This is a genomic window from Sphingobium sufflavum, assembly GCF_021403115.1.
Taxonomy (GTDB): Bacteria; Pseudomonadota; Alphaproteobacteria; order Sphingomonadales; family Sphingomonadaceae; genus Sphingobium; species Sphingobium sufflavum.
The window spans coordinates 1-21,658 of sequence record NZ_JAJSSH010000022.1 but is presented as its reverse complement, the minus strand read 5'-3'; the positions used below and the strand labels follow the sequence as shown (position 1 = coordinate 21,658).

At 65.8% G+C, this 21,658-nt stretch carries 27 protein-coding genes and 1 tRNA gene; 17 read left to right on the top strand and 11 right to left on the bottom strand.

All coding sequences use genetic code 11. The annotated features are described in order from the left end of the window. The first annotated feature begins 63 nt into the window (after positions 1-63). A complete protein-coding gene (locus LWE61_RS19925) occupies positions 64-633 on the top strand; it encodes an FKBP-type peptidyl-prolyl cis-trans isomerase (RefSeq protein WP_234152395.1) in 570 nt (189 codons plus the stop codon). 330 nt (positions 634-963) lie between these two features. Beyond that, a complete protein-coding gene (locus tag LWE61_RS19920) occupies positions 964-1,215 on the top strand; it encodes a hypothetical protein (RefSeq protein ID WP_234152394.1) in 252 nt (83 codons plus the stop codon). Positions 1,216-1,670: 455 nt separating this feature from the next. Here the strand turns inward: LWE61_RS19920 and lepB are convergent, their stop codons facing one another. From lepB to pyrE, 4 genes are read right to left on the bottom strand one after another with little or no spacing between them, the layout of a single operon-like run. Continuing rightward, positions 1,671-2,612, bottom strand: a complete 942-nt coding sequence (gene lepB, locus LWE61_RS19915; RefSeq protein WP_234152393.1) for a signal peptidase I — start codon at positions 2,610-2,612, stop codon at positions 1,671-1,673. Continuing rightward, positions 2,609-3,010, bottom strand: coding sequence for a holo-ACP synthase (acpS, locus tag LWE61_RS19910; RefSeq protein ID WP_234152392.1), 402 nt, complete (start codon positions 3,008-3,010; stop codon positions 2,609-2,611). Before acpS ends, lepB begins: the two co-directional genes overlap by 4 nt. A 13-nt stretch (positions 3,011-3,023) precedes the next feature. Then, the gene (locus LWE61_RS19905) at positions 3,024-3,806 is read right to left on the bottom strand and encodes a pyridoxine 5'-phosphate synthase (protein ID WP_234152391.1); all 783 of its coding nucleotides are present in this window, start codon (positions 3,804-3,806) and stop codon (positions 3,024-3,026) included. 8 nt (positions 3,807-3,814) lie between these two features. Then, complete coding sequence (pyrE, locus tag LWE61_RS19900) at positions 3,815-4,396, bottom strand: orotate phosphoribosyltransferase (protein WP_234152390.1); 582 nt, start codon at positions 4,394-4,396, stop codon at positions 3,815-3,817. A 190-nt stretch (positions 4,397-4,586) separates the two neighbouring features. Between pyrE and coxB the strand changes: the two genes are divergently transcribed. From coxB to LWE61_RS19860, 9 genes are all read left to right on the top strand, one after another. Next, positions 4,587-5,558: a cytochrome c oxidase subunit II gene (gene coxB / locus LWE61_RS19895; protein WP_234152389.1), complete on the top strand. Its 972-nt coding sequence runs from the start codon at positions 4,587-4,589 to the stop codon at positions 5,556-5,558. Positions 5,559-5,571: 13 nt separating this feature from the next. Next, on the top strand, positions 5,572-7,242 hold the full coding sequence (gene ctaD, locus LWE61_RS19890; protein ID WP_234152388.1) for a cytochrome c oxidase subunit I: 1,671 nt from the start codon (positions 5,572-5,574) through the stop codon (positions 7,240-7,242). Positions 7,243-7,440: 198 nt separating this feature from the next. Beyond that, positions 7,441-8,322: a heme o synthase gene (locus LWE61_RS19885; protein WP_234152422.1), complete on the top strand. Its 882-nt coding sequence runs from the start codon at positions 7,441-7,443 to the stop codon at positions 8,320-8,322. Beyond that, on the top strand, positions 8,319-8,444 hold the full coding sequence (locus tag LWE61_RS20690) for a hypothetical protein (RefSeq protein ID WP_267961931.1): 126 nt from the start codon (positions 8,319-8,321) through the stop codon (positions 8,442-8,444). The genes LWE61_RS19885 and LWE61_RS20690 overlap by 4 nt, the downstream gene beginning before the upstream one ends. A gap of 4 nt (positions 8,445-8,448) precedes the next feature. Then, a complete protein-coding gene (locus tag LWE61_RS19880) occupies positions 8,449-9,006 on the top strand; it encodes a cytochrome c oxidase assembly protein (RefSeq protein WP_234152387.1) in 558 nt (185 codons plus the stop codon). A 59-nt stretch (positions 9,007-9,065) separates the two neighbouring features. After that, positions 9,066-9,887: a cytochrome c oxidase subunit 3 gene (locus LWE61_RS19875; protein WP_234152386.1), complete on the top strand. Its 822-nt coding sequence runs from the start codon at positions 9,066-9,068 to the stop codon at positions 9,885-9,887. A gap of 137 nt (positions 9,888-10,024) precedes the next feature. Continuing rightward, positions 10,025-10,429, top strand: coding sequence for a DUF983 domain-containing protein (locus tag LWE61_RS19870; protein WP_234152421.1), 405 nt, complete (start codon positions 10,025-10,027; stop codon positions 10,427-10,429). Further along, entirely contained in the window at positions 10,426-11,052 is a 627-nt protein-coding gene (locus tag LWE61_RS19865) for an SURF1 family protein (protein ID WP_234152385.1), read from the top strand. The genes LWE61_RS19870 and LWE61_RS19865 overlap by 4 nt, the downstream gene beginning before the upstream one ends. A 98-nt stretch (positions 11,053-11,150) precedes the next feature. After that, positions 11,151-11,537 carry an EF-hand domain-containing protein gene (locus tag LWE61_RS19860; protein ID WP_234152384.1) on the top strand — a complete coding sequence of 129 codons (387 nt, stop codon included), beginning with the start codon at positions 11,151-11,153 and terminating at the stop codon, positions 11,535-11,537. A gap of 161 nt (positions 11,538-11,698) precedes the next feature. Here LWE61_RS19860 and LWE61_RS19855 read toward each other — a convergent pair whose 3' ends face one another. Continuing rightward, a complete protein-coding gene (locus LWE61_RS19855) occupies positions 11,699-11,989 on the bottom strand; it encodes a 4a-hydroxytetrahydrobiopterin dehydratase (RefSeq protein WP_234152383.1) in 291 nt (96 codons plus the stop codon). 110 nt (positions 11,990-12,099) lie between these two features. Between LWE61_RS19855 and ccmA the strand changes: the two genes are divergently transcribed. Beyond that, on the top strand, positions 12,100-12,780 hold the full coding sequence (gene ccmA / locus LWE61_RS19850; RefSeq protein WP_234152382.1) for a heme ABC exporter ATP-binding protein CcmA: 681 nt from the start codon (positions 12,100-12,102) through the stop codon (positions 12,778-12,780). After that, positions 12,777-13,418: a heme exporter protein CcmB gene (locus LWE61_RS19845; protein ID WP_234152381.1), complete on the top strand. Its 642-nt coding sequence runs from the start codon at positions 12,777-12,779 to the stop codon at positions 13,416-13,418. The genes ccmA and LWE61_RS19845 overlap by 4 nt, the downstream gene beginning before the upstream one ends. Positions 13,419-13,433: 15 nt before the next feature. Here the strand turns inward: LWE61_RS19845 and LWE61_RS19840 are convergent, their stop codons facing one another. Continuing rightward, positions 13,434-14,330, bottom strand: a complete 897-nt coding sequence (locus tag LWE61_RS19840) for a class I SAM-dependent methyltransferase (protein WP_234152380.1) — start codon at positions 14,328-14,330, stop codon at positions 13,434-13,436. A 7-nt stretch (positions 14,331-14,337) separates the two neighbouring features. Next, a complete protein-coding gene (gene thrC / locus LWE61_RS19835; RefSeq protein WP_234152379.1) occupies positions 14,338-15,741 on the bottom strand; it encodes a threonine synthase in 1,404 nt (467 codons plus the stop codon). 219 nt (positions 15,742-15,960) lie between these two features. Here thrC and LWE61_RS19830 point away from each other — a divergent pair, with 219 nt between their 5' ends. Continuing rightward, positions 15,961-16,335, top strand: a complete 375-nt coding sequence (locus LWE61_RS19830; RefSeq protein ID WP_234152378.1) for a lysozyme family protein — start codon at positions 15,961-15,963, stop codon at positions 16,333-16,335. 22 nt (positions 16,336-16,357) lie between these two features. Here LWE61_RS19830 and LWE61_RS19825 read toward each other — a convergent pair whose 3' ends face one another. Then, positions 16,358-17,578 (bottom strand): polyhydroxyalkanoate depolymerase, encoded by a 1,221-nt coding sequence (locus tag LWE61_RS19825; RefSeq protein ID WP_234152377.1) that lies wholly within the window; start codon positions 17,576-17,578, stop codon positions 16,358-16,360. 132 nt (positions 17,579-17,710) lie between these two features. On the opposite strand from LWE61_RS19825, the gene LWE61_RS19820 reads away from it, so the two are divergent. Beyond that, positions 17,711-18,364, top strand: coding sequence for a glutathione S-transferase (locus LWE61_RS19820; protein ID WP_234152376.1), 654 nt, complete (start codon positions 17,711-17,713; stop codon positions 18,362-18,364). Between the two features lie 31 nt (positions 18,365-18,395). Here the strand turns inward: LWE61_RS19820 and LWE61_RS19815 are convergent, their stop codons facing one another. Beyond that, a complete protein-coding gene (locus LWE61_RS19815; RefSeq protein ID WP_234152375.1) occupies positions 18,396-19,010 on the bottom strand; it encodes a DNA-3-methyladenine glycosylase family protein in 615 nt (204 codons plus the stop codon). A gap of 68 nt (positions 19,011-19,078) precedes the next feature. On the opposite strand from LWE61_RS19815, the gene LWE61_RS19810 reads away from it, so the two are divergent. Continuing rightward, positions 19,079-19,396, top strand: coding sequence for a 2Fe-2S iron-sulfur cluster-binding protein (locus LWE61_RS19810; protein ID WP_234152374.1), 318 nt, complete (start codon positions 19,079-19,081; stop codon positions 19,394-19,396). Between the two features lie 200 nt (positions 19,397-19,596). On the opposite strand, the gene LWE61_RS19805 is transcribed toward LWE61_RS19810, so the two are convergent. Next, entirely contained in the window at positions 19,597-20,325 is a 729-nt protein-coding gene (locus LWE61_RS19805) for a hypothetical protein (protein WP_407696276.1), read from the bottom strand. A 29-nt stretch (positions 20,326-20,354) separates the two neighbouring features. Beyond that, positions 20,355-21,104, bottom strand: coding sequence for a 23S rRNA (guanosine(2251)-2'-O)-methyltransferase RlmB (rlmB, locus tag LWE61_RS19800; RefSeq protein ID WP_234152373.1), 750 nt, complete (start codon positions 21,102-21,104; stop codon positions 20,355-20,357). Between the two features lie 96 nt (positions 21,105-21,200). On the opposite strand from rlmB, the gene LWE61_RS19795 reads away from it, so the two are divergent. Further along, positions 21,201-21,286, top strand: a tRNA-Tyr gene (locus LWE61_RS19795). Positions 21,287-21,658 lie beyond the last annotated feature (372 nt).

Sequence of the window (21,658 nt, the reverse complement as noted above, 5' to 3'; positions counted from 1 at the left end):
GTTGAGGGACGGCGCGACCGAAACAGCGTATCTCGTGGTTTAATTCTCCGGGGGGACTCCCGCATGTCGTCGATCACAGCCGTACCGTTGCGTCCCATCGCCAAAGGCTCGCTCGGCAAGCTCTGGTTCGGGGTCGTGCTTGCGGCCGTGGCGGGCGTTGGCCTGGCGTTCGCGGGCAGTTCGCAATTCGGTACGACCGATTCGGGCCTGAAATATCAGGTGATCGAAAAGGGCACCGGTCCCACCCCGACGCATGAGGATTTCGCCCTCGTTGGTTATAAGGGTTCGCTGTCGGATGGCACCGTCTTCGACCAGAATGAGCGCGCGCCGATGGAAATCGGCAATGTCGTGCCGGGCTTTGCCGAGGCGCTGACCATGATGCACAAGGGCGGGCATATGCGCGTCTGGATCCCGGCGAACCTGGCCTATGGCGCGACTCCGCCGCAGGGCAGCGGCATTCCCGCCAACGCGCCGTTGCAGTTCGACATCACTCTGCACGAGTTCAAGAGCCGCGCCGAGGTGATGCAGCTCCAGCAGCAGATGCAGCTCCAGCAGATGATGCAGGGCGGTGGCGCCCCCGGTGGCGCGCCGCAGGGTGCAGCGCCCACGGGCGAGGCACCGACGGCCCCCTGACGGTCCCCCTCTGATCGTCCGAGTCGCACCGTCGGACAGGCTTCCGACAGGCTGAAAAATCGAAAACCCCGCTCTCGCGCACAGCGACGGCGGGGTTTTTCTTTGTGTGAAGCTCCGGTGCCCGATTTATGCTGCCCCGCACAAATCCGCCATCTTTGCCAAATGGGTCATGGTTAACCGCCGCATCATCATATCGGCTCCGCAATGATGGCCGCGGGCAGGAATTTGTTAAGGCCAATGTGCAAAAAACGCACTCACGATCAGGAGATGAGGGGTGCGCACCACAAGCGTGTCGGTCTCCCGGTCCCAATGACAATGGTGGAGAGTGGTATGAAGAAAATTGTGTCTCTGTTGATCCTGGGTTCCGTCATCGCTTCGCCCGCCATCGCCGGCGGTTCGGTCGAGAAGGGCAAGATGCTGTTCGCCAATGGCGGCACGCGCCTGGGCGTCGTGTACAAGGTGACGGCCGACGGTTCGGCCCAGATCATCTTCGAGGGCAAGCTGGTGACCGTTCCCGGCGCGACCATCTCGGACACGGCGGGCCGTCTGGAAACCAGCCTGACCAAGAATCAGCTGACCTGATTTTCGCAGGACCATGGGCGGGAACTGGTCGCCGGGCATCGCCCGCGCCGGTCCCGCCTCCCCAATCGGATGCGCCTGTCGCATCCCCCGCAAAGGGCTGGCCTGTATCGGCTGGCCCTTTTGGCGTTTCGGGGTGGGGAGCGATGCTGCGACTATAGCTTCGCCATCTCGATGGGGTCGGCAATTATCTCTCAGGAGCCTGTACCCCCCTCCCGTTCGTCCTGTTCGAGCGAGGCGCGTGACTCGCTCGAATCTCGAACGGCTGTTCTTCTTCTATAGCCCGCGCTTCAAGGGCAGTGCAGTCGTTGGGCTTTGCCCACCCTTCGGGTCGACACGCGCAGGGCGAACGGTTCTTCTATCCTACAGGTTCAAGCGGGATCATTGCCCATGAGGTCCGGGATGACGACAAGGGGACTGCTTCATCAGCCCCAAGCCAAGCCTGACCCCGCAACCCCTTATTTCGCGGCTTGATCGCCGTCCCGCGCCGGATGCAGGCTGGTGAACGCCCGGCCGGGCCGGAAGCCGCCGAACCATGTCGCCGGATTAAGCTCGGTCGTGCCGTTCAGCGAGAAGGTGATGAACTCCGCGCGCCCGCCGATGCTCTCGAACGGCACCGGGCCGCCCAGCCCCATCTCCTCCAGCGGCACGCGGCTGTCCGCGCTGTTGTCGCGGTTGTCGCCCATCAGGAAGAGGTGGTTGGCGGGGATTTTCACCGGGCCATACCAGTCGGTCGGGCGCATACCGACGTCGATGATGGTGTAGCTGCGCCCGTTGGGCAGCGTCTCGCGCTTCACCGGCAGGTTGCAGACGCGGCTGCCGTCCTTGGCAAAGCCCAGTGCATCGGGGAACTGCATCGGGTCGCAGGGCGCATTGGCGTCCACCGGCACGGCCAGCGGGGGCAGGAGGCGCTGCGGCACAGGCTTGCCGTTCAGCACGATCTGGCCCGCGCGCACCTCTATCGTGTCGCCGGGCAGGCCGATCACCCGCTTGATATAATCCTCCTTGCGCCCGCGCGGCTGCGCGATGACGATGTCGCCGCGTTCGGGCAGCTTGCCCAGCAGGCGGCCTGGCATTTCGGGCAGGATGTGGAAGCTGGGCGAGACATGCGACCAGCCATAGGCATATTTGCTGACCACCAGCCGGTCGCCCTTGAGCAGCACCGGCATCATGGATTCGGAGGGGATGTAGAAAGGCTTGGCGATGAAGCTGTGGAAGGCCAGCACCGCCAGGATCAGCAGGGCGATGCTCTTGATCTCGCCCAGCCAGTCGGTGCCGCCATCGCCCTGCGATTTGCGCGCCTTGCCGCCCGCACCCCCGGCCGGCTCCGCCAGCGGCAATAGGGTCGCGTCGGTCGCTGCGCCGTCCTGGCCGGGCCGGACGCCCTGATCGTCACTCATGCAAATCGTGCCTCCAGCACCACAAAGGCCTGCGCCCAGGGGTGGTCATCGGTCAGGGTGACATGCACATGCATGACCGCCCCCGGTGGTGTCAGGGCGTCGAGCCGGGCCTTCGCCCCGCCGGTCAGCGCCAGCGTGGGCGCGCCGGAGGGCAGGTTGACGACGCCAATATCCTTGAAGAACACGCCATTGCTGAACCCCGTTCCGACCGCCTTGGAGAAGGCCTCCTTGGCGGCGAAGCGCTTGGCCAGCGTGCCGGCCTTGGTAAAGGGGCGGCGGGCGGCCTTGGCCCGTTCCTGCTCGGTGAAGCAGCGTTGTTCGAACCGCTCACCGAACTTGTCGAGCGATGCCTGGATGCGCTCGATATTGCACAGGTCGGAGCCGAGGCCGACGATCATCGTGCGCGATCCTTCACCGTGCCGAGTCCATCAGCGCGCGCATCCGGCTGACCACCGGACCCAGCCCGTCAAAGATCGCCTCGGCGATCAGGAAGTGGCCGATGTTGAGTTCGCGGATCTGCGGGATGGCGGCGATGGGGACGACATTGTCGAAGGTCAGGCCATGGCCGGCATGGGTCTCGATCCCGTTCTTGGCTGCCAGCGCGGCGGCGTCCGCGATGCGGCGCAGCTCGGTCGCGCGCTCCTCGCCCTCCGTATGCGCATATTTGCCGGTGTGCAGCTCGATCACCGGCGCGCCCAGCGACAGCGCCGCCTCGATCTGCGCCGGGTCCGGCTCGATGAACAGGCTGACGCGAATCCCCGCGTCGGAGAGGCGCGCGATCAGCGGCTTGAGGTGGTTATGCTGCCCCGCGGCGTTCAGTCCGCCCTCGGTCGTGACCTCCTCGCGCCGTTCCGGCACGATGCAGGCGGCATGGGGGCGATGGCGCAGCGCGATCTGCACCATCTCCTCCGTCGCGGCCATCTCCATGTTGAGGGGGAGCGAAATCGCGCCGATCAGATGGCCGATATCCTCGTCGATGATGTGCCGCCGATCCTCGCGCAGATGGGCGGTGATGCCGTCCGCGCCCGCCGCCTGCGCCATCAGCGCGGCGCGGATCGGATCAGGATAGCGGCCGCCCCGCGCGTTGCGGATCGTCGCCACATGGTCGATGTTCACGCCCAGCCGCAGGGCGTCGGGCCGGGAATCGGCGGGGTGGAGCGCCGCGTCGGAGGCCGGGGGAGGGGAGAGCGTCATGCCCCGCGTCAGACCTTGCGGCTGCCCGGTTTCGTCGCCTCGACCGCGGCGAGTTCCGGCGGCAGATCGTCGGCGTCATAGACCGGGAAGTTCAGGCTCACGAGTGGATAGAAGGGCACGCCTAGGTCCGCGTCGCCGCCCGACCGGTCGACCAGCGCGACCTCCGCCACCACGATGCCGCCCGCCTCGCGTACGGCGTCCATCGCCTGGCGGGAGGACAGGCCAGTGGTCACGACATCCTCCACCATCAGCACCTTCTGCCCCGGCCGGATAGCAAAGCCCCGGCGCAGTTCGAACGTGCCATGCGGCCTTTCCAGGAACACCGCGTCGACATTCAGCGCGCGGCCCATCTCATGCCCTATTATGATGCCACCCATGGCGGGCGAGACGACCAGGTCGATGCCGCTGCGAATGTCGCGGGGCAGTTTCTGCGCCAGCGCCACCGCCAGCCGCCCGGCCCGGTCCGCGTTCATCAGCACGCGGGCGCATTGCAGGTAATTGGCGCTATGCTTCCCGGAGGACAGGATAAAATGCCCTTGCAGAAGGGCTTCCGCCGCCCGGAATTCCGCCAGAACCTCGTCTTCCGTCATTCTATGCAACCTCAATATCCTTTGGCGCGGAGATAGTGGCCCGGACGGCTGCAATCAACAGAAAGAAAAAGGCGATTTCCCTGCTTGAGGCATGGGACAAGCGTCCCTATAAGCCGCCGCGTGAAATAGCATAAACGGCCCGGCGGATGGCGAAAACCGCCGGCTCGGCAACGGGGTAGGTCGAGCGGACATGAATATAGCGAAATCCATTGTTTTTGCGGGCTTGCTCGCCATCGGCGCGCACGGCGCCATGGCGCAGGCGCCTGCCGCGGAGGCGCCGGTTACGGCCGCCGTCGCGAATGAGGCAGCGCCTGTTGCGGCTGCGAACGCCGCGGCACCCGCCGAATCGGCCAAGGCCGAGGCGAAGGTCGCGGCACCGGAGCAACTGAAGCCGGAGCCGACCATCGGTCAGCCCCAGGCGAAGGAGCTGGGCTTTCAGGAGCAGGTTACGGCGAACGGCCGTTATGCCCTGTGGTTCCACAATGGCATCCTGCTGCCGCTCATCACGATCATCTCGGTCTTCGTGCTCGTGCTGCTGCTGTACGTCATGTTCCGTTTCCGCGCCGGTCGGAACCCGGTGCCGTCCAAGGTGTCGCACAACACCGCGATCGAGGTGATCTGGACCCTCGGCCCGGTGCTGATCCTCGTCGGCGTCGCCATCCCGTCCATCGACCTGCTGGCAAAGCAGTTCAAGCCCGCACCGAAGGAGGCGCTGACCGTCAAGGTCACCGGCTACCAGTGGTACTGGGGCTATGAGTATCCCGACAATGGCATCGCGGAATATGTTTCCAACATGCTGCCGCCGGAAAAGGCCGTCGCCAATGGCGAGCCGGGCCTGCTGGCCGTCGACAACCGCCTGGTTCTGCCGGTCGGTCGCCCGATCAAGCTGATCACCACCGGTTCGGACGTCATCCACAGCTTCTCGGTCCCGGCCCTGTGGGTCAAGATCGACGCCGTCCCCGGCCGCCTGAACGAGCGGACGTTCACCATCGACCGTCCCGGCGTCTATTACGGCCAGTGTTCGGAACTGTGCGGCGCGCGCCACGGCTTCATGCCGATCGCAATCGAGGCGCTGCCGCAGGACAAGTTCGCGCAGTGGGTGGCATCGCAGGGTGGTTCGGTCACGGCAAAGCCGGCCGAAGCCGCCGCTGCTGCAAATTGATAGGGTTTAGCCAATGAGCACGACAATCACGGCGGACGGTGGCCACGGCCACGCGCACGACCATCATGACGCGGACCATAAGCCGGGCTTCTTCGCCCGTTGGTTCCTGTCGACCAACCACAAGGACATCGGCACCCTCTACCTGATCTTCGCGATCACCGCCGGTGTCATCGGCGGCGCGATTTCGGGCCTGATGCGGGCCGAGCTGGCCCAGCCCGGCATCCAGTATCTGCACCTGTGGGCGCAGTGGAGCGATGGCCCGACCGCCACGCTCGACCAGGCCTACCACCTGTGGAACGTGCTGATCACCGCGCACGGCCTCATCATGGTCTTCTTCATGGTGATGCCCGCGATCATCGGCGGTTTCGGCAACTGGTTCGTGCCGATCATGATCGGCGCGCCGGACATGGCCTTCCCGCGGATGAACAATGTCAGCTTCTGGCTGCTCATCCCCGCCTTCCTGCTGCTGCTCGGCTCCAGCTTCGTGCCGGGCGGCACGGGCAATGGCGCGGGCACCGGCTGGACGGTCTATGCCCCGCTGTCGACCAGTGGTTCGGCGGGTCCGGCGGTCGATCTCGCGATCCTCTCGCTGCACATCGCGGGCGCAGGCTCGATCCTGGGCGCGGTCAACTTCATCACCACCATCTTCAACATGCGTGCGCCGGGCATGACCCTGCACAAGATGCCGCTGTTCGTATGGTCCGTTCTCGTGACGGCGTTCCTGCTGCTGCTCGCCCTGCCGGTTCTGGCCGCGGCGATCACCATGCTGCTGACCGATCGTAACTTCGGCACCACCTTCTATGACGCGGCCGGTGGCGGCGATCCCGAACTGTACCAGCATCTGTTCTGGTTCTTCGGCCATCCCGAAGTGTATATCATGATCCTGCCGGGCTTCGGCATCGTCAGCCAGATCATCTCCACCTTCAGCCGCAAGCCGGTCTTCGGCTATCTCGGCATGGCCTATGCCATGGTCGCCATCGGTGTCGTCGGCTTCGTCGTGTGGGCGCACCACATGTTCACCACCGGCATGACCGTGAACGTCAAGATGTACTTCACGGCGGCGACGATGGTCATCGCGGTTCCCACGGGCGTCAAGATCTTCTCGTGGATCGCGACGATGTGGGGCGGTTCCATCAGCTTCAAGACCCCGATGGTCTGGGCGCTGGGCTTCGTCTTCCTGTTCACCGTGGGCGGCGTCACCGGCGTCGTGCTGGCGAACGGCGGCGTGGACGACAATATGCACGACACCTATTATGTGGTCGCGCACTTCCACTATGTTCTGTCGCTGGGCGCGGTCTTCTCGCTCTTCGCTGGCTTCTACTACTGGTTCCCGAAAATGTCGGGCCGGATGTACAGCGAGTTCCTGGGCCAGTTGCACTTCTGGGTGTTCTTCATCGGCGTGAACCTGCTGTTCTTCCCCATGCACTTCCTCGGCCTCAGCGGCATGCCGCGTCGTATCCCCGACTATCCGCAGGCCTATGCCTATTGGAACGGGATCGCGAGCCATGGCTATGAGATCATGGCGGTCGGCGTGCTGATCTTCTTCATCAACATCATCTGGGCCTTTGCCGCAGGCAAGAAGGCGGGCGACAATCCATGGGGCGAGGGCGCCACGACACTGGAATGGACGCTGTCCAGCCCGCCGCCCTACCACCAGTTCGAAACGCTGCCGGTCATCGACTGACACGGCCGCGCGATGGCGGCGCCCTGTGGGTGGCCGCCACCGGACGACAGACAAGACGGGTCAGGGGGATCGGCGTGATGCTGCTCTCCCTGTCCCGCATATGCGGTTCGGCCCCTTGCCGCCGCCAGATCATGATCGAGGTGTAGGGTGACTATTTCCGTTCCCGCCAATGCGTTCACGCCCATCGACCCGGCCCTGATGCCGGCGGACTGGCGCGACCTGGTCGCGCTGACCAAGCCGCGCGTGCTGACCCTTGTCGTGTTCATCGGCCTGTGCGGCATGCTGGCCGCGCCGGGCCATATCCATCCGATCCTCGGCTTTGCGGCGATCCTGGGCATCGCGCTGGGCGCGGGCGGCGCGGGGGCGCTCAACCAATGGTATGAGGCGGACCGCGACCTGCTGATGAAGCGCACCGCCAACCGTCCCTTGCCCGCGGGGCGCATGTTGCGCGAGACGGCGCTGCATTTCGGCGTGGGGCTGAGCGTCTTCTCGGTGCTGCTGACCGGCCTTGCCACCAACTGGCTGGCCGCGGGCATCCTCGCCGTGTCGATCGCCTTTTATGTGTTCGTCTACACCATGTGGCTGAAACCGCGGACGCCGCAGAATATCGTGATCGGCGGCGCGGCGGGCGCGTTTCCGCCGTTGATCGGCTGGGCGGCGGTCACGGGCGACATCGGTATGCTGCCGCTCGCACTCTTCTTTCTGGTGTTCTTCTGGACGCCGCCGCATTTCTGGGCGCTCTCGCTGTTCGTGCGCATGGATTATGCCAATGCGGGCATCCCGATGCTGCCCGTCGTAGCGGGCGAAGTGGTGACGCGGCGGCAGATATTGTTCTACACCAGCATCATGGGCGTCGCCGCCATGGCCCCCGTCCTGCTGGGGCTGACCGGCCTGGTCTATGGCATTACCGCGCTGGTCGGTACGTTGGTCTTTGCCGCCATGGCGCTCCAGGTCTCGCTGCGGCGGGAGGACGACCCGGCGAACATGAAGCCGGAGCGGCGATTGTTCAAATATAGCATGCTCTACCTGTTCATCCTGTTCGGCGCGGTCGTTGCCGACCGCTGGGTGCTGGCAGCATGACGCCGGAGGAACAGCGCGCCATCCGCGCCCGCCAGCGTTCGCGCTCCATCGCGACCGCCGTCGTCCTGATCGCCATGGTCATCCTGTTCTTCGGGATCACCCTCGCGAAGCTGAGTCACTGACGCCATGAAGCATGGACGCACCGCCAAGATCGCGCTGGCCGTCGCCTTCCTGATGTTCGGCGTCGGCTTCGCGTCGGTGCCGCTCTATCGCATGTTCTGCCAAGCGACCGGCTTTGGCGGCACCACCATGCGGGGCAGCGAATCGGAACTGGCCGCCATCGCGGCGGGTGGCCGCGCGGGCACCGGTCGCCAATTGTCGATCCGCTTCGATTCGAACATCGCACAAGGCATGCCCTGGGAGTTCAAGCCGGAGCAGCGGATCGAGACGGTGCGCGTCGGGCAGAAGCAGATGGCGATCTTCATCGCGCGAAACCTGTCGGACAAGCCGGTCACGGGCCGGGCGACCTTCAACGTGACGCCGGACCAGTCGGGCGCCTATTTCGCCAAGATTCAATGTTTCTGCTTCACCGAGCAGACCCTCCAGCCGGGGCAGGAGGTGCGGATGCCGGTGCTCTATTACATCGACCCGAAGATTCTCGACGACCAGGACAATAAGGATGTTCAGGAAATAACGCTGAGCTACACCTTCTACCCGGTTGAGAAGGACGGAAACCAAGGCTAAGGACCGATCATCGCGCGTCAGGGAAATGGGCCGCGATACGAAAAATGGGGAATAAACGCATGGCTGGCGCCAAGAACCACGACTATCATATCCTGCCACCCAGCCCGTGGCCGCTCATGGGCGCGACGTCCGCGTTCATCATGGCGGTGGGCGCGGTGATGTGGATGCATGAATATGCCCATGGCGGCGCGGCCTTCTTCCTCGGCCTGCTGGGCGTCCTGGCCACCTTCTTCTTCTGGTGGGCGGATGTGGTGAAGGAAGCCAATCATGGCGACCATACGCCTGTGGTCCAGTTGCACCTGCGCTATGGCATGATCCTGTTCATCGCGTCGGAAGTCATGTTCTTCGTCGGCTGGTTCTGGGCCTTCTTCGACTTCTCGCTGTTCCCCAGCCAGCTCGCACCGATCGAGGGCGCTTTCCCGTCCAAGGGCATCGAGGTGATGAGCGCGTTCGAACTGCCGCTGCTCAACACGTTGATCCTGCTGTGCTCCGGCACCACCGTCACCTGGGCGCATCATGCGCTGATCCATGGCGACCGTGACGGGCTGAAGAAGGGCCTGTGGTGCACCATCCTGCTCGGCCTGCTGTTCAGCTCGATCCAGGCGTATGAATATGTGCACGCGCCTTTCCCCTTTGGTGGCTCGCCCTACAGCTCGGCCTTCTACATGGCGACCGGCTTCCACGGCTTCCACGTTCTGGTCGGCACGATCTTCCTGATCGTGAACCTGGTGCGTACCTACAAGGGCCATTTCACCCCGCGCCAGCATTTCGGTTTCGAAGCGGCGGCCTGGTACTGGCACTTCGTCGACGTGGTGTGGCTGTTCCTCTTCATCGCCATCTATGTCTGGGGTGGCTGGGGCGCAGCGGTCCACGGCGGCTGATCCCACCCGACATCATTGCAACGCACGGCGCATCCGGGGGACCACTTCGGATGCGTTTTGCGTTGGGGGCCATGACCGGCCATAAGGACGCCATGACCCCGAACCCCGAACCACCGCTGAACGAGAGTGTGGAGCCGATGCCCGCCGCGCAGGCCGCCGCGCCGCCTGCCGAGGCGCCGCTCGTCCCTGCGATCCTCGCGAGCCGTTGCCCGCGCTGCGCCAAGGCCCCCCTGTTTGCGGGCTGGGTCCGCTTCGCCGACCGCTGCCGCGCCTGCGGACTGGATTTCAGCCAGTTCAACGTGGGCGATGGCCCAGCGGCTTTCTTGATCCTGATCGTCGGCGGGCTGATCGTCGCGCTGGCGCTGACGCTGCAACTCAGCGTGGAGCCGCCCTTCTGGGTGCATATCCTGCTCTGGGTGCCGCTCACCAGCCTGCTGGTCGTCTATTGCCTGCGCCTGTCCAAGGCGGCGCTGCTGATCCTCGAATATCGCAACCAGGCGCGCGAAGGGCGTATCGCGCCGGAAAGGACGACCGCCGCATGACCGGCCGCATCCCCCTCATCCCCACCCTCGTCGTCGCGCTGGCGGTGGCGATCATGATCGCACTGGGCGTCTGGCAACTCGACCGGCGGCATGAGAAGGCGGCGGCGCTGGCGCAGTATCGCGCCAACCTGTCGCTGCCGGAAACCGCCTATCCCGCCAACCCCACGGACCAGAGCTATCTGTTCCGCACCGTGCGCGCCCATTGCCTGCGCGTCACCGGCTGGCAGACGAAGGGCGGCGCGATGCCGGGCGGTCGCCCTGGCTGGCGGCGGATCGCCACCTGCGCGACCGGGGCGGAGGGGCCGGGGCTGATCGTCGACATCGGCATGACGCCGGACCCGAAGGCCGCGCCCGCCTGGACCGGCGGCGATGTGTCGGGCACGGCGATGTGGGAACCGGACAGCAGCAGCGCCCTGTCGCGCTGGCTGGGCCAGAAGGTGCCGCTGCGCCTGATGATCGTCTCCCGCACCGGCGAGATCGGCCTGAAGCCGTCGCCCCGACCCGATCCGGCGGAGGTGCCGAACAATCATCTGGCCTATGCGGTGCAATGGTTCCTGTTCGCGGGTGTCGCGGTCATCATCTATCCGCTCGCGCTGCGTTATCGGCGGCGCGGGGCGGCCTGAACGGCGACCCCCGGCCTTGCGGCAAGGGGCGGGATTCTGACAAATTTGTGATACATTTGCGCGGTAGCAGGGCCGATCCCGATATGGAGTATCGCCCGATGAACTATGCCGTTCCCGTCCTGATCGCCGCCGCTGTCAGTGCCATCGCCCTCCCGGCGCAGGCCCAGCAGGAGGGCGCGACCCGCGCTCGCGCGCTGGAGCAGGCCGATACCCGCTTTGCCGGACTGGACGCGGACAAGGACGGCGTCGTTACCCCGGCGGAGGTCGAGGCTTCGCTGGCCAGGCGCGCGGAGGAGAGCGGCCGCCCCGTCTCGCCGGAACGGGCGAAGGGCATGTTCAGCGGGATGGACCTGGACAAGGATGGCAAGGTGACGTCGCAGGAAGCGCGCACCGCCGCCGGCAACCGGTTCGACGCGGCCGACGCCAACAAGAATGGCGTGATCGACCCCGGCGAGGGGCAGGAGCGTCAGCGCGGCGGAAACTGAGCGGTGGGGGATTGGAGGGGCAGGGGGCAATGCTGATTGCCCGATCGTTGCCCCGGATCGGGTCCGGGGACATGCTTTGCCTGCCGCTCCTTCCGGAGAGGGCGCTGTTTCTGCTCTCCGAGAGACAGCGCGGTCTGTGCCTGCCCCGACCGCAGGCAGCCTTACCCCGCCAGCTCGTCGATGGCCCGCGCCAGCGTCGCATCCCGCCGGGTCAGGCCGCCCGCGTCATGGGAGGTCAGGCTGATCTCGACCTTGTTATAGCTGTTGGACCAGTCGGGATGATGGTCCATCTTCTCCGCCAGCAGCGCGACGCGCGCCATGAAGGCGAAGGCTTCGGAAAAACCGGTGAACTGAAAGGCGCGGCTGATCGCGGTGCCGTCCTCCGTCGTCGTCCAGCCGCTGAGCTCGCCCAGCAGGAGGCCACGTTCGCTTTCCGTCAGTTGTGCGGCCATGACCGTCTCCCTTGTGCTTCGCGCTCTCGCCCTGCTCCGGCCATGCCCCACGGCAGGACTTGGCCCACGGAAGACTTGGCAGAGCGGGGCGCATGCGCCATGTGGCGGCGATGGACGCAACTGGTCAAGCAACGGATGGCGGGCCGACTGGTTTCCCCGCAGCGCGGATAGACCTGCGCGCGGTGGCCTGCCGGCGCGGTGGGCGCGTGCTGTTCGCCGGTCTGGACCTGACCCTGTCGTCCGGCCAGTCGGCGCTGGTCGGCGGTCCCAACGGCATTGGCAAGTCCAGCCTGCTGCGCATGATCTGCGGCCTGTTGCCCGTCTTTGCGGGCAGCGTGGCGGTGGCGGGCGCGCTGGCGCTGGCCGATGAACGGATGGCGCTCGACATGGACCAGCCGCTGGCGCGGGCGCTCAGCTTCTGGGCGGGGATCGACGGTCATGGCGCGGGGGGCACGGGCGTTGCGGATGCGCTGGCGGCGATGGCGCTGGCCCCGCTCGCGGACGTGCCCGTCCATATGCTCTCCACCGGCCAGCGCAAGCGGGCTGTCCTGGCTCGTGTGATCGCATCGGGCGCGCCGGTCTGGCTGCTGGACGAACCGGCCAATGGTCTCGACACCGCCTCGCTCGCCCTGCTGGACCGGGCAATGGGGCGTCATCTCCAACAGGGCGGCATCATCCTTGCCGCCTCGCATCAGGGCCTGCCGCTGCGCGAGACGGTGGCGCTCACCCTGTCGCGTCCGGTGGCGGGGCCGGACGACCTGCCCGATGACGGGGGGGAGGGGGAGGCATGATCGCCGCCATCATCCGCCGCGACTGCGCCCGGTCCTGGACCGGCGGTTCGGTTGTCATACCTGTCATCTTCGTGCTGATGGTCGCGACGCTGATCCCCTTCGCGCTCGGTCCCCGGCCGACGCTGCTGTCCGCAACCGGCGGCGGGATGCTGTGGGTTGCGGCGCTGCTCGCCAGCCTGCTGCCCATCGACCGGCTGATCGAGCCGGATCGGGAGTCCGGCCTGTTCGACCAGCTCATCCTGCGCGGCGCGCGCGACGAGACGATCATCGCGGCCAAGCTGGTCGCCCATTGGCTGAACTTCGGTCCGCCGTTGCTGCTCGCCTGCCTGCCCGCCGCCGCGCTGCTGCAATTGCCGGGGGAGGTTCTGCTGCGGCTGGAAATCTCGTTGCTGATCGGCACGCCGGGGCTTGCCGCGCTCGCTCTGCTGACCGCTACGCTGACGGCGGGATTACGGGGCAGCAGCGCGCTGGCGGGCCTGCTGGTCCTTCCGCTGGCGGTGCCGCTGCTGATCTTTGGCGCGGGGGCGCTGGGCGCGAACAGCGGTTCGGCGCTCAAGCTGCTGGCCGCCAGCGCCCTGATCCTCGTCGCCATAGCACCCTTCGCGGGCGGCGCGGCGCTCAGGGCCGGGCGGGAGTAGGGGGAGGGCGGTTCTTCAGTCCTGCGACCAGCGCGCCCAGATGGCGGTGGGCAGCAGTCGTCCCCGCGCTTCTTCGCGCACGGTCAGTTCGCCACATTCGATCCGGCCCGGCAGGTCGCCCAGATGCTCGGCCAGCATCGCCCCGATGGCCAGCGCGGACATACGCACCGCATAGACGGTCAGGAACAGGCAGCGGCTGTCCTTGTCGAGAAGCTGGCGGCATTCCGCGATCAGGCGCGGCAGGTCTTCCTCCAGCCGCCAAATCTCGCCATCCGGCCCGCGGCCATATTTGGGCGGGTCGAGCAGGATGCCGTCATAGCGTTTGCCGCGCCGCACCTCGCGCGCGACGAACTTGCCCGCATCGTCGATGATCCAGCGGATGGGCCGCTCCGTCATGCCGGAGAGCGCCGCATTGGCCCGCGCCTGCGCCACGGATTTCTTGGACGCATCGACATGGGTCAGCGACGCGACGCCACCCTGCCCCGCATGGGACAGGGCCAGCGTGCCGACACCGGTATAGCCGAAGAGGTTCATCACCTGCGGCGTGTCGACCGGCGCCAGCTTCTCCCGCATCCAGCCCCAGACCGGGGCCATGTCGGGAAAGAAGCCGAGATGGCGAAAGGGTGTGCAACTCGCCTGAAACGTCACTTCGCCCCATGACAGCGGCCAGCCGCCCTGCGGCACCGGCTTCTCATAGGTCCAGCGCCCGCCGCCGTCCTCGTCCGATCCGGGGACGAAGGCGCCATGGGCGGCCCAGTCGTCCAGCGCGGGGGACCAGAGCGCCTGCGCCTCCGGCCGGATGAAGCAATAGTCGCCATAGCGTTCCAGCTTCAGTCCATGGCCGCTGTCGATCAGGCCATAGTCGTCCCACGGCTCACCGACGAGGGTCGAGAGGGTTACAGGATCAGCCATGGGCCGATCAGCCGTTCCGGGGCGTGGCGCGCTCGGCGATATAGGCGGTCACTTCGGCATAGTGGGCGCTGAGCTTGGCGTAGCGTTCTTCCCGGTCGAAGATATTGCCGAGGCGGCTGGGCAGGGTCGGACGCACGCCCGTCGCCCGCTCCACCGCGTCGCGGAACTTGGAGGGGTGGGCGGTCGCCAGCGTCACCACCGGGATCGCCGGGTCGATGCCCGCTTCCCGCGCGGCGGCAAGGCCGACGGCGGTGTGCGGGTCGATCACCTCGCCGGACCCGTCATAGGCCCAGCGAATCGCTTGCGCCATCGCGTCGCCGTCGATGCGCGCGGAAGAGAAGAGGCTGGACGCCCCTTCGCGCTGGGCGTTGGTCAGGCGCATCGCCTTCGTCGCCTCGAACCCCTTCATCTGCTCGGCCAGCGCCAGTCCGTCACGGCCGCCGACGTCGAAGAGCAGCCGCTCGAAATTGCTGCTGACCTGAATGTCCATGCTGGGCGTGGCGGTCGCGGTGACGCTGCCCTGGCTATAGTCGCCGTCGGCCAGCGCGCGGTGCAGGATGTCGTTGACGTTGGTCGCCACGATCAGCCGCTCGATGGGCAGGCCCATGCGTTCCGCGACATAGCCCGCGAACACATCGCCGAAATTGCCCGTGGGCACGGCGAAGGCGATCTTCTGGTTCGGCGAACCGAGGCGCACGGCGGCGTAGAAATAATAGACGATCTGCGCCATCAGCCGCGCCCAGTTGATGCTGTTCACGGCGGAGAGGTTGAACTTGCCCGCGAACTCCGGGTCGTTGAACATGCGCTTCACCAGCGCCTGCGCATCGTCGAAGCTGCCCTGGATCGCGATATTATAGACGTTGGGCGACAGCACCGTTGTCATCTGACGCCGCTGCACGTCGGACACGCGGCCTTCGGGATGCAGCATGAAGATGTCCACCTTGGCGCGGCCCGCCACGGCGTCGATCGCGGCGGAGCCGGTGTCGCCCGACGTCGCACCGACGATGGTGAGGTGCGTGTCGCGCCGCGACAGGAAACGTTCGAACAACAGGCCGAGCAACTGGAGCGCGACGTCCTTGAACGCCAGCGTCGGGCCGTGGAACAGTTCGAGCAGCCAGTGCTGATGATCGAGCTGCACCATCGGCGTCACCGCCTGATGCGAGAAGCGGCCATAGGCGGAGGTGCACAGTTCGCGCAGTTCCGCTTCATCCAGCGCGCCCGCGACGAAGGGCGTCATCACCCGCACCGCCGTCTCGACATAGGAGAGGCCGCGCAGGGCCAAAATGTCCTCGCGGCTGAAGCGCGGCCATTCGGACGGGAGGTACAGCCCCCCATCCTTTGCGAGACCCGCGAGGGTCACATTCTCGAAATCGAGCGCCGGTGCGCTGCCGCGTGTGCTGACATACTCCATCGAGCGCCCTTAGCGTTGCTGATGACAAGGTGCAACGCCTAGAGAGGATGGCCCCGGTTCGGGCGGCGCTGGGCGGCTCGCCAAGGTGCGCTCTGCCACTCCACAAAAGGGGTGGGATGGAAACCATCTTTCAACCCCTGTTGTGGCAGAGGCGGACGACGTTCGGTCGATACGCACCGGCATTGGTGCGGCGTCCGTGTCGCGTGGGAAGAGGATGCCATGGCAGCATATGAAGTCGGCTTTGATGAAACCCGTGGATATGTGGTGTGCCGCGTCGCCGGCGTGCTGGGGGACAGCGAGGTCAAGATTCTGTGCCGGGAACTCGACCGGGAGCTGACCGCAGCGCGGCAACGCGGGGCCATCCGGCTGCTATGGGATCATCGCGGCCTGCGCGTGCTGGTCGACGGGCGGGCCGATGACCTGCTGGCCGTCGGCCGGTGCCATTTTCGCGAGGGGGACCGGGTCGCGATCCTGGTCTCGCACAGCCTCGACAAGGTGGAGGGCAAGCCCAAGACGGCGGAGGAAGCGGCTTTCTTCATGTCAGAAAACGCCGCCCATACATGGTTGAACATCGGCGTCACGCAGGCCGCCTGAACCCCCGCCGGTCCTTCCCGGTTCAGCTCATCGCCAGCACCAGATTGCGGACCTGCGGATAGACCTGCTTCTCCCACTTCGAGCCGGAGAAGACGCCATAATGGCCCACCCCCGGCTGGAGATGGTGGCGTTTCAGATGGGGGCGCAGGCTGGAGCAGAGGGTATGCGCCGCCGCCGTCTGGCCGACGCCGCAAATATCGTCCCGCTCGCCCTCGACCGTCAGCAGGGCGGTGCGCTGGATCGCGGCGGGGTTCACCGGATGGCCGCGGTGGGTCATCTCGCCCTTGGCCAGCAGCGCCCGTTGAAACACCCAGTCGATGGTTTCGAGATAGAATTCGGCGGTAAGGTCGAGGACTGCGAAATATTCGTCGTAGAAATCCTTGATCTTCGCGGCCTCCGGCAGTTCGTCATCGACCAGATGCCGGTATAGCCTGCGATGCTGGTCGGTGTGGCGGCCCATGTTCATGGACAGGAAGGCGCTGAGCTGGATGAAGCCGGGATAGACCGCCCGGCCCATGCCCGCATGGGGGAAGGGGACGCGGGAGATGAGTTGCTCCTCGAACCATTCGATCGGTTTCGCCATGGCCAGTTCGTTGACGCCGGTGGGCGCGATGCGGGTGTCCACCGGGCCGCCCATCAGGGTCATGGTGCGCGGTTCACTGGGGTCTTTCTCCTCCGCCATGATCGCCACCGCCGCCAGCACGGGTACGCAGGGCTGGCACACCGCAAGGACGTGGGAGCGGGGGCCGAGTTCCTGGAGGAAGTGGATCACATAATCGACATAATCCTCCAGCCCGAATCGTCCGGCGGACAGGGGCACGTCGCGGGCGTTCTTCCAGTCGGTGATATAGACGTCATGGTCGCGCAGCAGCGTCTGCACCGTGCTCCTGAGCAGGGTCGCGAAATGGCCCGATAGCGGCGCGACCACCAGCATCTTGGGCTGCGGCGTCTCCACATCGTCCCTGGCGAAATGGAGGAGGGTGGCGAAGGGCAGGTCGAGCGCGACCTCCTCCCGCACGCGGACCATCCGGTTGCCGCACAAGACCTCGTCGATGCGGAAGGCGGGGCGGTCATGCGTCATGCGTGCATCGGCGAAGACGTCGCAGGCGGCGAAGAAACGCTTGGCGAAGGGCCATTCGGCGAGGTCGCCGACATGCTGCTCCCGGAACGTGACCGCCGCCCGCGCCGCCCGGCGCATGGGTTCGATCATGTCCTGCACGGCCTGATAGCCTTGGTAGAGCATCGAGTCTTTCCCCCGCCGGGATGACGAACAGTGATTCGGCTTTTCAACACCCGGCTTTTATGATTTCATGCTGCACTGCATCATTTTGCGATGCAAGCATGTTTGGGGCATTTTGCCGCAGGAGGCATGGGGATGGCCACGGCCCAGCTGACGATTTCGAGCAAGACCTATTCGGCATGGTCGCTCAGGGGGTGGTTGTTGTGCCGCCTTGCCGGGTTGGAGGTGGAGGAATTGCCCGCGCCCAACGATGCGGACAATCGGGCAGAGCTGTTGTTGCTGTCGCCATCGGTGCTGGTGCCGCGCCTGACGCATGAGGGGGCGAGCGTGTGGGACACGTTGTCCATCGCGGAATATCTGAACGAACTCTATCCACAGGCGGGCCTCTATCCGGTGGACCGGATCGCGCGGGCGCATTGCCGGTCGATCTCAGGGGAAATCCATTCGGGCTTCACCAATTTGCGGTCCGCGTTGCCGATGAACCTGAAGGTGACGCACAAGAGCTTCCCCGTCTTTTCGGGCGCGAAACCGGACATAGAGCGGATCGAGGCGATCTGGCAGGAGTGTCTGTCGCGCTATGGCGGCCCCTATCTGTTCGGGGCCGCGCCCACGGTGGCGGACGCCATGTATGCGCCGGTGACGCGCCGCTTCCTGACCTATGCCGTGGCGCTGTCGCCGCAAAGCGCCGCCTATTGCGCCACCCTGGCCGAATGGACGCCGATGCGCGATTGGGTCGCGGCGGCGCTGGCGGAGCCGGAAGAGATGGAGGAACTGGAGGTCGAGTTCTGACGCGCCGGGCCGCTGGCGGGTCGGTCGGATGCTATAGAACCGGCGTGTTGTAATGGTGCCAGGCAAAGATGGCCGCCGCGCCGCGCCAGGGCGCCCATGGTTCGGCGAGGGTGCGAACCTGTTTCTCGCTGGGCCGTTCGGGCAGGCCGAGGAGGCGACCCAGTTCAATCTGCACGGCAAGGTCACCGGCCGGGAAGACATCGGCACGCCCTTCCGCAAACAACAGATAGATTTCCGCCGACCAGCGGCCGATCCCCTTGATGCGGACGAGTTGGGCGATGGCCTCCTCGTCATCGGCAGGCAGGCTGGCGAAATCGAGGTCGCCGGACAGGGTGAGTTCGGCAAGGCTGCGGGCATAGCCCTGTTTCTGCCGCGACAGGCCGCAGGCGCGCAGCGCATCATGGTCCGCCGCCAGCACCGCCGCGGCGGGAACGCCCTCCCCAAACGCCGCCTCCAGCTTGCGCCAGATGGCTGCGGCGGAGGCGACGCTGACCTGTTGGCCAATAATTGTGCGTATCAGTGTCTCATAGCCGCGCACCCGCAGGCGGGGTTCGGGATAGCCCACACGGCGCAAACCCTCTGAAATCCCTGGTTCCAGCGCGGCCAGTTGGTCCAGCGCGGTTCGCAACGCGGGACCGTCAAGCATGTTTGCACCAATTGATTTTCATAGGCTCTTCACTCATAGGATCGCCCACGATTTCCGGGGAGATAATGATGGCGTTACTGAATATCGTCTCGCAGACGGGTGAAAGCAAATCCGTGGAGGCGAAAGAAGGCCTGACGGTGATGGAGATCATCCGGGACAATGGCTTTGACGAACTGCTGGCGCTGTGCGGCGGCTGCTGTTCCTGCGCGACCTGCCATGTCTATATCGACGAAGGCTATGCGGACAAGCTGAACCCCGTTTCGGAGGACGAGAACGACCTGCTCGACACGTCCGACAATCGCAAGGCCAACAGCCGCCTGTCGTGCCAGGTGCCGGTGACGGCGGCGCTGGACGGCGCAACCATCACCATCGCGCCGGAAGACTGATCGGCAGGCTATGCGGGTCCGGGCGGGGAAGCGCGCGGACGGACAGGACAGAAGGCGCGGGACCGACGGGTTTCGCGCCTTTTCTATTGGGTGGGGGGGGGGGCGGGCATGGCGCGTGGGTCGTCCTTCGACACGCTCAGGACGGCCGGATTTATACTCGTTGCGGGCTGGAATCGCACGCCCGTGACGGCCCTGCCCGTTCAGGGAAGGGCGTCGAATTTCAGGGCGACGGTGGGGGCGTCTTTCGTTTCCGGCGTGGCGCGCCAGATGATCTGTCGACGACCGTTGGGCAGGGTGGTGGGGCCACTCTCCAGATTCTGGCTGATGATCTCCGCATTGGTGGTCAGAGTGAAGCTGCCGTCCAGTTCGCTGGCCTTTGCATCGCCGGCGCCGCCAAGGCCGCCCAGCGCCGCGCCCATCTCCCCGCCACCGCGGCTGTCGTCATTCGCAAAGCCGGGGGCCTTGACCCGCACCCGGTCCGCGCCGCGCAGTTCGATGGCCAGGAAGGGGATGACGACCTCCCCGTCGATGTTGAACGGAAAGACGAAGCCATGGGTGAGCCTGCCTGATACCGCATAGTCGACGGCGAAATGATAGTTGCCGAGATATTTGACGGAGCGATAGCCATGCTCCTTTGCCAGCGTATCGGCCAGTGCGACCATCCGCGCCCTGTCGCTGGCTGATTCGGATTTTGCGGGGCCTTTCGCGCCGGCGGTGCGATTGGGGGAGGGTCTGGCGTCGTCATCGCCGATTTTGCCGGGCAGGCTGCTCGGCGGCGGGGCGATGACTTCGCCGACATAGGTGAAGGTAAAACTGCGGTCCCGGCCGATGTCGAGGGTGGATGTGAACTTGCCGGGCGTCAATATGCACGCCGAAAGGGGGAGGAGGAGGGCCAGTGTCGTCAACAGCCTGCCGCAATAGCCCATCATCGCCTCCCCTTGTGGCGTCCGCGCGTGGATCAGCGCGTCATGCAGGCGTATAGCGCAATGGCGGTGGCGTTGGAAACATTGAGGCTTTCCATGCGGGGACTCATCGGCAGCTTGGCGAGCGTGTCGCAATGCTGGACGCTGTTGTGGCGCAGGCCGTCGCCCTCCGCCCCCATGACCAGCGCGACGCGGCCGGGGACCAGAGCCTCGCTGAGCGTGCTGTCCGCCTCCCCGTCGAGGCCGATGCGCCAGTAACCGGCCTCCGCAATCTCGTCGAGCGCGCGGGACAGGTTCACCACCCGGACCCAGGGGATGAATTCCAGCGCGCCGGATGCCGCGCGGGCGATGACGCCCGATTCGGGCGGGGCATGTCGGTCCTGCGTGACGATGCCCAGCGCGTCGAATGCGGCGGCCGAGCGCAGGATCGCGCCGACATTATGCGGGTCCGTCACCTGGTCGAGGACGAGGAGAGGGCGGCGTTCCGCCTCTTCGGGCACGCCGCGTTCGAGAAGGTCGCCCAGCCAGATGTCGTCCAGCGCCTCCACCTCGGCCACGATGCCCTGATGCGGGGCATCATTGGGCACCATGCGGCCGAGGTCGGCGACGTCGGCATAGACGATGGGAAGGACGGGCGGCAGGTCGAGCGCGCCCAGCGCCTCCCGTGTGCCCCAGATCTTGCGAACCGTCCTATCGGGGTTCGCAAGCGCTGCGATGACTGCGTGACGGCCGTAAAAACGGGGAAACCCGCCCTTCGGCTTACCTGTGCGATGGCCTCTTTTCATGATGCGCGCATTTATGCGCGGGAGGCATTGACAGGCAAGCGCCGTTTCGCCATTTGGCACCCTCTCTCGTACGGGATCGCAAGAAACCGCGACGATGGGCAGGTGGCCGAGTGGTTAATGGCAGCAGACTGTAAATCTGCCCGCGCGAGCGTACGCTGGTTCGAATCCAGCCCTGCCCACCATTTTCTGTGGGAAAGCCCACAAATTCAGCGTTTCTGACAAGGGACTTCCCTGTCCGCCGACTTTTTGCTACACACTCTGCAACACTTTCCCTGCTACCGAGGGTAAAATATCGGTAGGGTCAGCGCAGAAGTCTTGGTGGGGCTATCGACCGGCGCGCGCCGCATGAGCGGAAGCCGTGCACCACACCTTCAACGTCGCAACGGAATATATCATCTGCGTGTGCGCGTGCCGGATCGTCTCCGGCTGAGGTGGTGCCGGAAATTCGGACAGGGTGCTAAGCTAATCCCGACCTGAGGAATGGACGGGAATGAAGACGACGAGGAAACGGTATTCGGCTGAATTCAAGGCCAAGGTGGCGCTGGAGGCAATCC